We start from the raw sequence: 14,563 nt of genomic DNA on the forward strand, positions 1-14,563 counted from the left end.
GGTATCTTTTGTCGTCAGGTAAAAATAAATGAGTTATTTTTCAGTTAGTATAGAAAATATCGCATATGTATGATGCTGTCACATTTAATGTGCCAGTTAGTCGTATTTTAACAAGGCCTTGTTATTAATTTGTATAAAAACATGTAGGTTTGTGCCCGCTCTGACACATGCACGCTCGATACAAAAATAACTATAAAAAGTTTTTCCGGTCGCTATACCTGCTGCTTGCGGGTATAATTCTGGTATTTCCGTTCATCCTGGATACAATGGGGCACCCGGTGTTCCATGCCCTTCACCCCAGCGCCGTGTATGCGTCGCCAGACACAGTGCCTGCCAGAAAGCCCGTGAAAGCCGCTGCCAAGGCCATTGCCCTTAATAACGACACAACGCACAAACCTGGTACAGACAGCAGTAAAAAAGCTGCAGACAGTGCCCATGCCGCACCACAGGACTCTATTCCTGCGGGGTTTGTGACCGAAGAAAGCCAGCGCAACGTGGACACGGTGCATGTGAAATTGTCCAAGGACAGCCTGGATGCGCCTGTAAATTATAAGGCCCGCGACTCCATCGTGCTGGTGGTGCCGGAGAAAAAATTCTACCTGTACGGTAATGCCAATACGAAATACAAGGACGTAGACCTTACGGCCGATAAGATGGACTATGCCCAGGGCACCGGCGTGATGCATGCCATGCCATCCAAGGACACCGCCGGCAAGCTGGTAGGCCGCCCGGTGATGGTGAACGGGGGACAGACCTTTGATTCTGATACCCTGCTGTATAATATCGGATCGCAAAAGGCATTGATCTATAACACCCGCTCCCAGTATGGAGAAGGCTTCATAGCCAGCCAGGTGACCAAAAAGGCGCCGGACAATACCATTTTCGGTTTCAAGAACGGCTACACCACCTGTAACCTGGATACGCCCCACTTTGCCTTCCGTGCCCGCAAGATCAAGGTGATCCCCAACAAACTGGTGATCTCCGGCCCGGCAAACCTGGAGATCATGGGCATTCCCACACCACTTTATATTCCTTTCGCTATTTTCCCGCTGTCCACCGGCCAGCGTTCCGGCCTGCTGCCCCCGCAGTACACCACGAACGTGCAGAAGGGCCTGGGCCTGGAGAATGGTGGTTATTATATAGGCCTGGGGGATAATTTTGACATGACCCTGCGCGGCAGCGTGTTCTCCTACGGTAGCTGGGCACTCACGGCCGCCCCCACCTACCGCGTACGGTACCGGTACAGTGGCGGCATGACGCTGAGTTTTTCCAATACCCGCTTTGGCGACCCGGCGGTGAAGCAGGACTTCAGTACCTCGCGCGACTTCCACGTGACCTGGAACCACACCATGGACAGTAAAGCCCGCCCTGGTACTACGTTTGGGGCCAGTGTGAACTTTGGTACCTCTTCTTATAACAAGTACAACGTAACGGATTACAACACGCGTGTAAACAATAACATTGGCTCGTCCATCACATTTTCCAAGAGCTGGCAGGGCAAGCCTTACAACCTGTCACTGGGCCTTACGCACTCCCAGAACCTGCAGACCCGTGACATGACCGTGTCTTTCCCGAACGCCGCTTTTACGGTGAACACCATTTATCCTTTCCAGCCGAAAGAGGTGGTAGGCACGCCAAAGTGGTATTATAAAATAGGGGTGGGCTACACCGGTAACCTGCAGAACAGTGTGTCTATCAAGGACTCCCTGTTTGGCAAGCAGCAGATGTGGGATGCTATGCAGACCGGCTTCCAGCACAATGTGCCCATCAGCCTCTCGCTGCCGGTGATGAAGGGCTTTACCCTGAGCCCTGGTATCAGTTTCTCTGACCGCTGGTACACCAAAGAGATCATCCGCACCTGGAACCCTGGTGAATACAATCCCGCGCGTGACACCCTGGGTAAGATAGATACCACCTACCGCCAGGGCTTCTTCCAGTCGCCGGACGTGAGTGCCAGTATCTCACTTACCACGGCACTGTACGGGATGTACCAGTTCCATCATTCTAAAGTGCATGCCATCCGCCACGTGCTGCGCCCCACCCTCGGGATGTCTTACCGGCCAGACCTCAATAAGAAATACTTCTATGACCTGCGCTATGGCAACCGGCCGGAGGAGGTGCAAAGGGTCTCTTATTTTGACGGGTCCAATGTGGGAGCGCCTTCTTCGGGCGCCTCAGGGGCTATTAACTTTGGGATAGATAATAACCTGGAGATGAAGGTGTATTCGAAAAAGGACACCTCGGCCCTGCATGAAAAGAAAGTGAAACTGCTGGATGGTTTTGGGATCAATGGATCTTATAACCTGCTGGCGGATTCGCAGAAGCTGTCGAACTTCAGCCTGTATGCGCGTACCAACCTGTTTGATAAGCTCAATATCACCGCGGCGGGTACACTGGACCCATATGTGTATGATGCGCATGGATTGCGTACCAACCGTTACGTATGGCAGGATGGTGCCCTGAGCCTGGGCCACCTGACCAGTGCGTCTATTGCGCTCAGCACTTCTCTTACTTCCCAATCCAAGAAGGCGAAGGAAAAAGAGAAGCAACTGCAGGACCTGGCGGAGCAGCAGAACACCGATGCGGCCGCGCTGGCGCAAAAACAGCAAGCGACGGCCATGCGTACCAACCCGGCTGATTATGTGGATTTTGACATTCCCTGGAAAGTGGATATTTCGTATAGCTTGTCGTACAACAAATCATTTTCCCTGGCCACCGGGCAGGGCGTGACCACCTTTACGCAGGCGGTGACGCTCAACGGTGATTTCAGCCTTACGCCCAAGTGGAAACTGGGAGCGCAAAGCTCCATTAACCTGAACAACTTCCAGCCTCAATATTCCAACCTGTATGTATCGCGCGACCTGCACTGCTGGCAGATGTCTATCAACGTGGTGCCATACGGTTTCTTACGCTCCTTCAGCATTACCATCCAGCCCAAGGCCGGCATCCTGCGCGATCTGCGTGTGAACAGGGCTAAGAGCTTTTATGACCAGTGATGAATTAATTGACCACAAAAATATGCCTGCATAAAAAAGGACAGATCGCGCAGATCTGTCCTTTTTGTTTATTGTGCCCTGCTTTTATTGAGGGCCTTTTACGTAGTGATCGCGCATGATGTTGAAGACTTTTTCCTTGAGAGCCGGTATATCGTCGCGGGTCATGCCTTTGGTATCGATGGGAGGCAGGAAGTCGAAGGTGACCTTGTGCGGTTCGGCATAAAAACCACCTGCGGGAATGATCTTGCGGGTGTTAAAAAGGATGGCAGGCACGATGGGTACCTGGCTATCGATAGCCAGGGAGAAAGCCCCGTCGTAGAACGGTTTCAGCGGCTCCGTGGTCCGGTTGCGTGTGCCCTCGGGGTAGAGAAGCATGTGGATGCCGAGGTCCAGGGTGGTCTTCATTTTAATATAGCTTTGCCGGCGGCTTTCTTCATCCTGGCGGTCTACCAAGATGGCGCCCAGGCGGTAAATGGGGCCAAATATGGGAATGCTGCCCATGGACTTTTTTGCAAGGGTTTTGTTGATGCCCGGTGTCATGGAGGTGGCCACCAGGATGTCTGCAAAAGAGTTGTGGTTACAGGCGATCACGTAGGTTTGTCCCGGCTGGAAATGCTCCGTGCCGCGACGGCGGATGGGGCAGCCTACCAGGGGCATGAAAAGGAACATCCAGATGCGGCCCAGGGTGATGAAGCCGCGTGTGCGGGTGGGTTCCCTGAAAAGCCAGCAGCAGTAAAGCGGGATAAGCAGGATGAGCATCAGCACTACAAAATACAGCAGGAAATAAAAAGCGTAGAGCCGGCCCAGTATTTTTCTTACTCCATTCATGGCGAAGCGTGGTTATAATTTCCAGTTTACGGGTTCACGGTTGTTACGTACAAGATACTCATTGGCTTTTGAAAAATGCCTGCAGCCAAAGAAGCCTTTGTCTGCGCTGAAAGGGGAGGGGTGCGCGGCTTTGAGCACCAGGTGTTTGGTTTCATCAATGAGCACCTGTTTGTCCTGGGCAAACTTGCCCCAGAGCATGAACACCACGTTCTCTTTCTGCTGGGACACTTTGCGGATCACGGCATCGGTAAAGTTTTCCCAGCCAATTTTACTGTGCGAAGCAGGTTCATTAGCGCGCACGGTGAGGAAAGCATTGAGCAGCAGCACGCCGTTCTCCGCCCAGGGCGTAAGATTGCCGGTATCAGGGATGGGTATGCCGAGGTCTTTATTTAATTCTTTGTAGATATTTACGAGGGAGGGGGGCGGTTTTACGCCATCCTGTACAGAAAAGCAGAGGCCGTGGGCCTGCCCGGGGCCATGGTAAGGATCCTGCCCGAGGATGACTACGCGCACGTCGTTAAAAGGTGTTTTATCAAATGCATTGAAGATGAGGGGACCAGGTGGGTAGATGGTCTTTCCCGTAAGGCGTTCTGCCTTGAGGAACATTACGATTTCATCAAAATAGGCTTTCTGAAATTCTTCCCGGAGCGGCTGTTTCCAGCTTTCGGCAATTTTAACGTCTTTAACATCCATGACGGTGAGTCTTGAGCAGCTAATATAAACAGAAAAAACGTTTTCGTAGTTTCCGGGCAGCGTGCGCGCATTATTAGATATATTGGGGCATGCAATTTCACGTTTCCGCTCTCCTGGCCGGCCTCCTGGGCCTGTCACTTTACAGCGCGCCGGTGCAGGCGCAGCGTACCGTTCGCAGCATTAACACAGACTGGCAGTTTCACCACGGTGAGCTGCATTCCCTGGCCGACACGGCAGGCTGGGAGCGGGTTTCCCTGCCCCACACCTGGAACGTCGCGGATGTAACGGATGATATGCCAGGCTATTACCGCGGGCCGGGGTGGTATAAGAAAATCCTGTATGTACCTGCATCCTGGAAGGGGCGTCATGTGCAGCTGCGCTTTGAAGGCGTAGGGCAAACGGCTGCCGTGTATGTGAATGGAAAACCCGCGGGTAGTCACGTGGGCGGCTATACGGCATTTGTGGTGCCGCTGGATGACCTGCTGCTGCAGGGAGATAGCCTTACGGCCAATGAGATCCTGGTGAGGGCGGATAACAGCTATAATGATGATATACCGCCGCTTTCCGCGGATTTTACTTTTTATGGGGGTATTTACCGTGATGTATTTTTAGAGACGGCAGGCGCCACACATTTTGCGTTGAATGACTATGCCGGCCCGGGGATTTATATACATATCCCGCAGGTTTCTGCCACGGAGGCCCAGGTAGCAGTGAGCGGCAGCATAGCCGGTGCCGGCGCGGGTTTGCGTGTGCGCATGCAGGTTACAGATGCCGATGGCAATATTGTAGCACAGCAGGAAACAAAATTGAAAAAAGGAGACACCAGTTTTCGTATAGCCATCCCTGTTATAAAGACACCACATTTATGGAGCCCGGAAGATCCTTACCTGTACCAGGTTACCGCCAGCCTGCTGCCGGAAAAGGGCCGTGAGGTGCTGGATGCCGTAAGCCAGCCATTGGGCCTGCGCTGGTTTTCTTTTGATGCGGAGAAGGGCTTTTTCCTGAATGGCAAAGCCGTGAAACTGGTGGGCGCCAGCCGGCACCAGGACTATCCCGGCCTGGGCAATGCACTGCCGGACGCACAGGGCGTCAGGGATATGGAGCTGCTGAAAGCTATGGGGGCCAATTTTGTGCGCATTGCCCATTATCCACAAGACCCAGCCGTGCTGGCCGCCTGCGACCGTTTAGGACTGCTGGCCAGCGTGGAAACGCCGGAAGTGAACCGGGTTACGGAATCCGCTGCATTTGCACAGAACAGCCAGCATATGCAGGTGGAAATGATCCGGCAAAACTTTAATCATCCCAGCATCATCATCTGGGGGTATATGAACGAGGTGATGCTGGTACCACGCTATGATAATGGCAGTGCGGCGCGTAAGGCTTATAACGCCACGGTGTATGCACAGGCCAGGGCATTAGATTCCATCACCCGGAAAGAGGATCCCTCGCGCTACACCCTGTTACCCTGTCATGGAGATTTTGACAGATACCATTCCATTGGTCTTACCAAAATACCGCAGCTATTGGGCTGGAACCTGTACCAGGGCTGGTATGGGGGCGATTTCTCCGGCCTGGATGCCTTCCTGGACCGGCATCATAAAGACCTGCCGGGCGTGCCCTTGTTGCTCACGGAATACGGAGCGGATGCGGATGAGCGCCTGCGCTCCTTTGCCCCGGTAAGATTTGATAAAACGGTGGATTATGCAGTTGCATATCACAAACACTACCTGAAAGCCGTGATGGACCGGCCTTTTGTAGCTGCCGCCATGATCTGGACGCTGGTGGACTTTAATTCCGAAGGCCGCACAGAATCTACCCCGCATATTAACAGCAAGGGCCTTGCAGATACGGAACGCAAACCGAAGGATGTGTATTATTATTACCAGTCGCACCTGTTGCAAACGCCTTTTGTAAAGATCGCCTCACGCGGATGGGATGTGCGTGCAGGCGTGGCTTTGGGTGATACGGCGTTGTATTGCAAACAGCCGGTGGAGATCTATAGCAACCAGCCGGAGGTTACCGTGCTATTGAACGGCCGCATGTTGCAGACGGTGGCGCCGGTAAATGGAGTGGCTAAAGTAGAGGTGCCTTTTGTGAATGGCCTCAATGAGCTGGAAGCAAGCAGTGGTGCGGCTTGCCGGGATGTGGTGAATATACAGTTCCACCTGGTGCCGGCTGACTTGCGGAGTGTTGTATTGCCTTTTACGTCACTGCACGTGAACCTGGGGGATGCACGTTACTTTACTGCCAATGGCGTGGCGTGGCTGCCGGAGCAGCCTTACCACCCGGGGAGCTGGGGATATGTGGGCGGCAAGGTGTATAAGATGGAACGCAGCCAGGTCCCGTACGGGAGTGGTAAAGATATTTTGGGGACGGACCTGGACCCGCTGTATCAGACCCAGCGTGTGGGGCTGGATACCTTCCGCCTGGATGTGCCGGATGGGATGTACGCGGTGACCCTGCATTTTTGTGAGTTGCTTTCTGACCGGGAGCGGCAGCAGCTGGTCTATAACCTGAATGGAGGCGCGGAGGAAACGGCCGGGAAGGCCCACCGGCGGGCGTTTGATGTACTGGTGAATGGTAGTGTGGTGCTGGAGGGGATTGGGAATGGCAATGAGCTGGTGCCGGAAAGGGCGTTTTCCACAAAAGTGATGGTGGCGGTGCACGGGGGCCAGGGAATTGTTGTAACTTTTCGTGCGTTAGCGGGAGAGGATGTGCTGAATGCCCTGGAGGTGGAGAAAATTTAGTTTTTTTGGTATGGTAAAATGGTTTAATTTTGCCGCTCCCTGCTGGAAAATGTCTCGGTAGCTCAGCTGGATAGAGCAACTGCCTTCTAAGCAGTAGGTCATTGGTTCGAATCCAATCCGGGACACTTTATTTTATCACAAAAGCCGCTACAGTAGCGGCTTTTGTCGTTTGGCGGCGCTTCTATCAGTTTTTACAATACACCTATCTTTACGCAGATACACTACGTTTACACCGCTTATTTTTACAACCATCAGCCAATTTTTTTTACAACCATTTAAAACCAATAAGAATATGGCAATTGTAAAAGTCATTGTAAAAAAACACCGGAAAAAGAATGATGGTAGTTTTCCTATAGCTATTTACGTATATGAAAAAAAGGTACAGTATGTGTACACTGGATATAGTATTCAGGAGCATCAATTCAAGGATGGAAGGGTAGTAAAACACACAGATGCTGCTATCATGAACGCTGCAATTGAGGAAAAAAGGAGAGAGGTACTGGAATGCATTGTGCCTGGAGTAGGATACGTAGAAGGCGGTTCCGCAAAAACGTCAAACAACCTCACTCAGTATATCCGACATAGGGCCGAACAGTTTAAAAAGCAACAACAAGTAGAAACATTTTTCCGGTATCGGAATGTCGCTAATCAGATGACAGAATATTTCAAGCGAGATGTTTATTTCCATGAAATATCCCTAGATTGGATAAATGACTTTGTGTTGTACTGTAAATCACAAGGCAATTCACACAACACCGCAATGCACAAAATAAAATCACTTCGCACGCTATATAACCAGGCGGCTAAAGAAGGATTATGTTCTCTACCAAATCCATTTAATCTCATAGTGCTAAAGATGAAAAAGCCAGAGATTAACCGGTTAACACCGGAGCAAATAGCTGGCATTGAGCGGTTACCGTTGGAACGGGGGAGTTACATTGACCTTGTGCGGGATGCTTTTCTGTTTTCGTTTTATGCTCAAGGGATGAGATTTGAAAATGTGTGCACTTTAACCTGGCCACAAATTAAAGACGATGACTTCAAGTACCAAATGAATAAAGGAGGGGCTTGGAGGTACATCAATATTCATCCTAAAATGAGGGCAATATTTTATAAGTTGCCAAGGAATGGCCCGTATGTGTTCCCGTTTATTAAAGAAGTAATTACAGGGCCTGCCGATCTTCGGTCAAAGAAAGGGAGTGTAAACACCTCAGTAAACTCATTCCTTAAAATAATTGGTGACATGGTCAAAATTCCATTCCCTCTGAAATTTCACATGGCACGTCATAGCTTCGCGTTCCAGGCGAAAAAAAAGAACGTCTCCACCGACGTTCTTAAAGATGCCTTAGGGCATTCAAATGTAATCATCACAGAAAGATACCTAGACCGACTTGCGGATGACGATATAAATTCATCCGTATCTGTAGTTTGGGACTAACCCTTTGCCTTAATAGTTCTTTTCTGAATATAGGCGTCTAGCGCAACTTGAGTGATGCGCCAGGCGCCTTCAAATTTTGTTGCAGTGAGCCTGCGTTCCTTTATCGCCTTCACTACCGTGTTGTAGTGCACTCCCCACATATCAGCCACCTCTTGCGGCGAAAAAGCTATTTGCATTTTTATTTCTTATTATTTTTTTAATATGCGCCCGGTGTTATCCAGGCGCCTGGGTGATTGTTTAGGATTCGCTTTCCTCTTTCGGCGGGTAGTACTTGGCTGCTGCTTTACGTTGGGAGGATGCGGTGACCAGCTTCAGGTGGTTCTGTGCCGCTATCTCTTCGATGTCAGCCTGCCGGAGTGGCCCACCGAACATGAATGCGCTCAGAAGTTGGTTGATGGCTGTCTGAAGTGCCTTTTTTTCGGCTTCCAGATCTTCGCATTTGATCATGTACTGATCACGTTCAGCGACTACGGCGTTGAATTTTTCGAGCCATTGAGCATCCAGTGCTTTGAGCTCTTCGTTTGTTTGTTTCATGGTGATTGTTTTATTGTACTGTAAAGGTCGAAAACCGCCACCACATTACCTTACGGGTTCCAGTAAAGTGCGAAAAAAGTTTGAAATATTTTTGCAATCACGTTGCAAATGATACTTACTTACGATTCGCTTTTGCTGGTACGAGGCCGCGTGATTGTAAATGATAATTGACCAAATAATTAAATTCATCAGAACATATATTATCGGGCGCCCTGCAACCAGCTCCCTGTATATATTCTTCCGCCATGTGCTTCAGGGCGATGCGGGCGGCTGGAATACAATCTGCAATCAATTCTTTACGGATGTTTTCATTGATCCCCTCCCATCCTTGAATATAGATTCGCTTTACGGCAGTTCTTACAAAAACATCACGCGCCATTTCCTCGGCGATCTTCAAAACGTTGGCCTCGTACAGGGCCTGTTGCTGTTCAGGTGTCATTGTTCAGATGCTATTTTAAATGTGCTATTGACATCAAGCCCATATAATAAACAGAGCTTATAAAGTACTTCTGCTGATGGGCTATTATTTTTTCCGTTTTCAAGCTGTGATATATAAGTATTTGATATTCCTGTTGTCTCTTGGACCTGCCTTAGCCGCAACCCTTTTTCTTTACGGGCACTCTTTAATACTTCTGATAGCTTCATTCTTTCACATTTGCGGCATCGGCTGCCAGTGAGTGAACTGATGATGATTAACCCAAATTTCATCTGGGAAACTACCTGCGGGCATCAATGGATTTAGCTCTCCTTTGATTCTAATCTCACCCAAATCACTTACATCAACTACTTTGTATAATGTTTCTGTAAGACAGTACTCGACTGCCCAATCAAATCTACATGTACCGGGAGGTTCTTTCTTCAAATCAGTACCAACATATTGCACTGTGTCTCCAATATTGAAAACTGGTTCCGCCTCCCTGGCTTTCTGCTGTACTATGTTCATGGCTTAAATTTTAATATCAACACCTTTTTTGCCGGACACCTCATTAAACTTCTGTCGTATAGCTTCCGGTAAGTCAATTCCCATACGGGCAGCCAGTAGGTCTATGTAAATGATCACATCCGCCATTTCCTTGCCTATTTCCTCACGCAGATCAACTTCGTCCCTCCGCTGTTTTTTAACGAAGTTGATCTGCTCTCCCGCCTCTCCGGCGATCGCACAGCACCATTCCATTTCCGACCAGTCGGCAAGGGGGAAGCCAAAGGCTTCAATGCTCCTTTTTTCATTCACTTCGTGAAGTGATTCTAAAATTCCAGTTTTCATATCCTCAATGCCGGCTGCCGGCCGGCGCGGTTTAAGTAGTTTTAATTAATCTCAGTTCATACCTGTTATTATTCTGCCGGTTCCGCCGTTGCTCCAACTTGAAAGAAAAATTATCAGCAGCCACTTGGAGGCCTTTTTTAAAGCGCTTTATAGAATAGTCTTTCTTGTCAAGATCATTACTACCGAGGAAATCGTTATACTTTGCCGAAAATTCGTTCCAGTTGGCGCAACCGTTGCTGCTATAGTCATCGAACCACTCCATAAACTCCTCACCGAACTGTCCTTTGATCTTTTTGCGCCGATACTTACCCCCCTGATCCAGGTCTATTATACCTTTCATCAGGTATAAGCGAACGCAATAAAACATGAAGTTGTAAAACCTGTTCCATTCGTCGCTATCCCAGTCGTTGAAAAGTAGGTGCCCGTATTCATCCTGCGGAGAGTGCCCGGGGTGGAAGTATCCGGAGAACTCCATGATCTTTAGACGACGCTTCGCATGGTTCCCCTCATCGTTTATCGTGTAGTTGGTTGTGATGGAGAGCTTAGGGCTATCCTCATACGGGATGTAGAGCTCGTCTTTATTTTTCTTCTCAATAGTTATACCCTCAGTGATGATGGAGTAGAATTTTTTAAAATCGAAATTCTTCTCTATGTCCTGTATTACTATCAGTTTTGTGTCCAGCCCCACGCGCTGGAAGGCAAATGATTTGTCGATCTTGAAATTCTTTCCGTCAATGATCTCCGCGCTCATCATCTCCGTCAGCGCACGCACAAGTATACCCTTGCCAGTACCACCGCCTTTTGACTCATCCTCTGTCTCCTCTCCGAATACCACAGCATGCGGAAAAGCAGGGTGCTTGTACTTATGAAGCATATATCCCAGGATGGAGCAGGCATTCAGTATTCTATCTTGGTCATTCCCGCACACCTTACCAATAAAATCAGAGAACTCACATTCAAAATCATCAGACAGATCAATATCAATGTGATGGTTAATTATGTCGCTCTTCCAGATCACCTTATTCATCTCCCCGTAGCTACGCAACTTAAATTCTCCCTGTGTAATCTCCACGATGCCATTGCGGAAAGGGAAGTAGCAGGTGTCTTTTGTATCTCGCAGGAAGTCCAGTGTTACCGGTTGCAGGAACTCAAATAGCTTTTCGCCAAACAACTTTTCTGATTTGTAAATAATTTCCAGAAGTTGCTCCTGGGTGTACTCCAGTCCGTCAAAATCATATCCCTCCAGGTAGTGTTGGATGAACTTCTTTATCTTTTCACTTGTGGCCTCTTCCAGGCGGTTGGCGTCGTTGTGGATAATCTTGAAGATGGGGGAGGACTTATCGTAGAAGTACAATCCAAAACCCTGTTGCTGCAAGAATTTAACGAAGCGGATGTAGATGATGGAGAGTTTTTCATCTATGCTGTTCCAGTGCCAAAATTCGCCAGCGGCGGCCTGCTCTTCTGCCTCGTAAGCCAGGATGTCTTCTCCCGCATCCTGAAATGAAATGTTGAATGTTTTACTTAGGCCAACTTGAAGATCCTCATTTGTGATTCCTAGCTGCTTGTTTTTTTTTATGAATTTTTTCACGGCCTTGGCAACCGGCTTGTACGGCTCCCCGTAACCCATCGCAAGCAGCTTCTTTGCAGCTTCTTTGTAATCGCCATTACACTCCAACATTGCGTACACAGCGCAGGGCCGGTATCCCTTCATGGGCTCGAAAATGGATGAGGTGGTAAACACGGCAAAAAAACCCTTGTCGTGATCGTAGTCCCCGCTGGTCTTGCTAGTGGAGTTGCCTGGGCGTTTAAAAATGGTCTGCCTTTCGGTAGTCCGTACTACCTGCCATCCGTGCGCCTGCAGCAGCCCTACCACATCACCACGCTCATTATAATCACGGAATGGACTTTTGCTGTATGTTTTTTGCTCTACAAATTTATGTTGGTGGCTCACCGGCTCCATGAGCTGGTTAAAACTACGTGCTATTTCAAAGATTGTCTCACGTTGCTCCGAAGTAATCTCTGGTAGATCCCTTATGGTATTTTGTGAATAAGCATATCCATCTGTAGGCGCCGCAATCACGTAGCCGCCCTCTCCGCGCGTCTCGATCAGCACGCGAACCTTATCATGCGGCTCCTGGATTAGCTCTTCATCGGTGGCGCCACGTCGCGCTAGCTTTAAGTTGCCCTGGAGCGCGGAGCAACGGTACATAATGTGATAACCGCCCGACTTAGTGGTGGCGATCACCAGACGATGCGCTAAGTCGGGAAGGGCGTCGACGATAGCTTGCATAAATTCCTCAAATAGCCGCCCTGAGAGGTCGTATTTACAATCCACGTCTACCACCTCCAGATTTCCGCTGATGGCTCCGCATATGATGGCAATGCCCGCTGTTTTATGGCTGGCGAACATTGTCGCCAGTGCATCCTGAGTTATTTTCTCTTTCTGGTAGTGCGTCCACTTGAATATGCTGCGCTTGTTGGCATCTGTCGCAATAACTGAGAAACCAAGGGTAATATATTTTTTCGCTGCGGCAAGTAAATTACTCATATGTCCAAAATGTATTTAAGCACATCAATACTATCTACTACGTAAGCCTCCATGCCGGCCGCCGTCAACTCTTCCATCCGTAATTCCTGTAAAGGGTCGGCCTTTTTACCGGGCGCCTTTACCTCGATCCAAACCGTGCGGCCATCGCGGAACGCAAACAGGTCAGGAATGCCGTTTTTATTGGATTGAATGATCTTGAGCACGAACCACCCTGCTTTTTCCAACTTCTCCCTTATCCTGGTTTGTACTTTTGACTCCCTCATACTTAAAGTCTTTTTTGAAATAGGATAACGTGTAATCTTTTTTATCCATCACCGACTGGTAAATCTTCTCCTCGATGCCCCCGCGAGAGAATAACCAGTATACAACGGATTCACGCGCACGGTCCTTTGCCTGCATCCTGGCCCTGGCCTGCCAGTAGCTTACGGCGCTGTAATCAATGTTGAACATGATGAGCGCATCGGCTGTGCTCAGGTTCACACCCTCACGCCCGCTTTGGACCTGGGAAATAAACACTAGGTTGTCGCTAGCATTGAAAAGTTCCGGATTGTCAGTCCACTGTCCGGCGTAGGCGTATTTCAGCATGCCTCCCTCGGCATCGAACTTGTAAAATATCGCAATCTTTTTCCCGTGAAACTGTTGCTGGATAATGGTTACCTTAGAATGGTCAAATGCTATTGCATTACCGTCATCAGTGATCACCGTGCCGCTAAAAATCTGGTGGCATTTATTCATCACCTTTACCGCAGTGTCGGCAATAACGGTCTCTCCATTCCTACCTTTGTATACCCGGTCCTTCATAATACGCTGCGCTAGGGTATAAGTTGCCGGCTTCATGTCAACCACCAAAATTTCCTCCCGCACAAACTGCTCAAATCCTGCTTCTGACTGGGTGTACGACAGGAAAATGTGATCTGTATCCTGCTTTATGCGGTCCTTGTCGGCATTGCTGTAGTCAACAAATTCCCGGTTGTATACATAGCGCTTCTTCTTCTCAACGTACCCAGCTTTTACCCAGGAATAAAATGTTGTATGATCACTCCACGGGGATCTACTGCTGATGGCCAGTTGATGATAAAGCTGCGAGTAACTCTCCGGCGTTGGGGTTCCAGACAAAAAAATTACTGGCTTACCTTTTGCAATTTCCTGCAACTGCTTTGTTCGTTCTGGCTTGGATGGAAACGCGCCACAGGTGTGTGCTTCGTCAATGATCACCAAATCATAATTGCAAACTACCTGATGTAGCGCCTCGAAATTGATCACATTGATTTTATAGTCCGGCGCCAGCGCATCATAGTCGTTGATGACGCTGCCAATAGCTTTTTTCTTCGTGGCGAAAAGCACGCTGCGTACCCCCGGAACAAGTTGTGCTGTAGCCAGGGCTGCCAGGCTTTTTCCGGTGCGCACCTCCCATGCGAAGTAACACAGGCCATGCTGCTCCAGTATTGCTGCTGCCTTCACACTTCCTTCTACCTGGTAATCTCTTAGCTGCACTGGGTTGAAAATTATGGGGCG

The 14,563-nt window shown here is 49.3% G+C and carries 14 protein-coding genes and 1 tRNA gene; 4 read left to right on the forward strand and 11 right to left on the reverse strand.

What is annotated here, in order from left to right; all coding sequences use genetic code 11:
• Positions 1–266 precede the first annotated feature (266 nt).
• The gene (locus DCC81_RS24585) at positions 267–2,996 is read left to right on the forward strand and encodes a putative LPS assembly protein LptD (protein ID WP_165806729.1); all 2,730 of its coding nucleotides are present in this window, start codon (positions 267–269) and stop codon (positions 2,994–2,996) included.
• Between the two features lie 84 nt (positions 2,997–3,080).
• Here the strand turns inward: DCC81_RS24585 and DCC81_RS24590 are convergent, their stop codons facing one another.
• Together DCC81_RS24590 and ung are read right to left on the reverse strand one after the other, a co-directional pair.
• Positions 3,081–3,824 (reverse strand): lysophospholipid acyltransferase family protein, encoded by a 744-nt coding sequence (locus tag DCC81_RS24590; protein WP_108689420.1) that lies wholly within the window; start codon positions 3,822–3,824, stop codon positions 3,081–3,083.
• A 12-nt stretch (positions 3,825–3,836) separates the two neighbouring features.
• Entirely contained in the window at positions 3,837–4,517 is a 681-nt protein-coding gene (gene ung / locus DCC81_RS24595) for a uracil-DNA glycosylase (protein WP_108689421.1), read from the reverse strand.
• 89 nt (positions 4,518–4,606) lie between these two features.
• Between ung and DCC81_RS24600 the strand changes: the two genes are divergently transcribed.
• From DCC81_RS24600 to DCC81_RS24610, 3 genes are all read left to right on the forward strand, one after another.
• The gene (locus DCC81_RS24600) at positions 4,607–7,264 is read left to right on the forward strand and encodes a glycoside hydrolase family 2 TIM barrel-domain containing protein (protein ID WP_108689422.1); all 2,658 of its coding nucleotides are present in this window, start codon (positions 4,607–4,609) and stop codon (positions 7,262–7,264) included.
• A gap of 51 nt (positions 7,265–7,315) precedes the next feature.
• Positions 7,316–7,389 (forward strand) — tRNA-Arg (locus DCC81_RS24605).
• A 167-nt stretch (positions 7,390–7,556) separates the two neighbouring features.
• Complete coding sequence (locus tag DCC81_RS24610; RefSeq protein WP_108689423.1) at positions 7,557–8,702, forward strand: tyrosine-type recombinase/integrase; 1,146 nt, start codon at positions 7,557–7,559, stop codon at positions 8,700–8,702.
• Here DCC81_RS24610 and DCC81_RS24615 read toward each other — a convergent pair.
• The 9 genes from DCC81_RS24615 to DCC81_RS24650 form a co-directional block, all read right to left on the reverse strand.
• Entirely contained in the window at positions 8,699–8,878 is a 180-nt protein-coding gene (locus DCC81_RS24615) for a helix-turn-helix domain-containing protein (protein ID WP_108689424.1), read from the reverse strand. The genes DCC81_RS24610 and DCC81_RS24615 overlap by 4 nt on opposite strands.
• Positions 8,879–8,939: 61 nt before the next feature.
• Positions 8,940–9,236: a hypothetical protein gene (locus DCC81_RS24620; protein WP_108689425.1), complete on the reverse strand. Its 297-nt coding sequence runs from the start codon at positions 9,234–9,236 to the stop codon at positions 8,940–8,942.
• 115 nt (positions 9,237–9,351) lie between these two features.
• Positions 9,352–9,675 carry a hypothetical protein gene (locus DCC81_RS24625; RefSeq protein WP_108689426.1) on the reverse strand — a complete coding sequence of 108 codons (324 nt, stop codon included), beginning with the start codon at positions 9,673–9,675 and terminating at the stop codon, positions 9,352–9,354.
• Positions 9,672–9,881 carry a helix-turn-helix domain-containing protein gene (locus DCC81_RS24630; protein WP_165806730.1) on the reverse strand — a complete coding sequence of 70 codons (210 nt, stop codon included), beginning with the start codon at positions 9,879–9,881 and terminating at the stop codon, positions 9,672–9,674. Before DCC81_RS24630 ends, DCC81_RS24625 begins: the two co-directional genes overlap by 4 nt.
• 4 nt (positions 9,882–9,885) lie before the next feature.
• Complete coding sequence (locus tag DCC81_RS25435) at positions 9,886–10,179, reverse strand: hypothetical protein (RefSeq protein WP_133177792.1); 294 nt, start codon at positions 10,177–10,179, stop codon at positions 9,886–9,888.
• 3 nt (positions 10,180–10,182) lie between these two features.
• Positions 10,183–10,500 carry a MazG-like family protein gene (locus DCC81_RS24635; RefSeq protein WP_108689428.1) on the reverse strand — a complete coding sequence of 106 codons (318 nt, stop codon included), beginning with the start codon at positions 10,498–10,500 and terminating at the stop codon, positions 10,183–10,185.
• A gap of 31 nt (positions 10,501–10,531) precedes the next feature.
• Entirely contained in the window at positions 10,532–13,048 is a 2,517-nt protein-coding gene (locus tag DCC81_RS24640; protein WP_108689429.1) for a bifunctional DNA primase/polymerase, read from the reverse strand.
• Positions 13,045–13,311, reverse strand: coding sequence for a VRR-NUC domain-containing protein (locus DCC81_RS24645; protein ID WP_108689430.1), 267 nt, complete (start codon positions 13,309–13,311; stop codon positions 13,045–13,047). Before DCC81_RS24645 ends, DCC81_RS24640 begins: the two co-directional genes overlap by 4 nt.
• The gene (locus DCC81_RS24650; protein WP_165806731.1) at positions 13,226–14,542 is read right to left on the reverse strand and encodes an SNF2-related protein; all 1,317 of its coding nucleotides are present in this window, start codon (positions 14,540–14,542) and stop codon (positions 13,226–13,228) included. Before DCC81_RS24650 ends, DCC81_RS24645 begins: the two co-directional genes overlap by 86 nt.
• Between the last annotated feature and the right edge of the window lie 21 nt (positions 14,543–14,563).

The sequence above is a fragment of the Chitinophaga parva genome (assembly GCF_003071345.1).
GTDB classification, from domain to species: domain Bacteria; phylum Bacteroidota; class Bacteroidia; order Chitinophagales; family Chitinophagaceae; genus Chitinophaga; species Chitinophaga parva.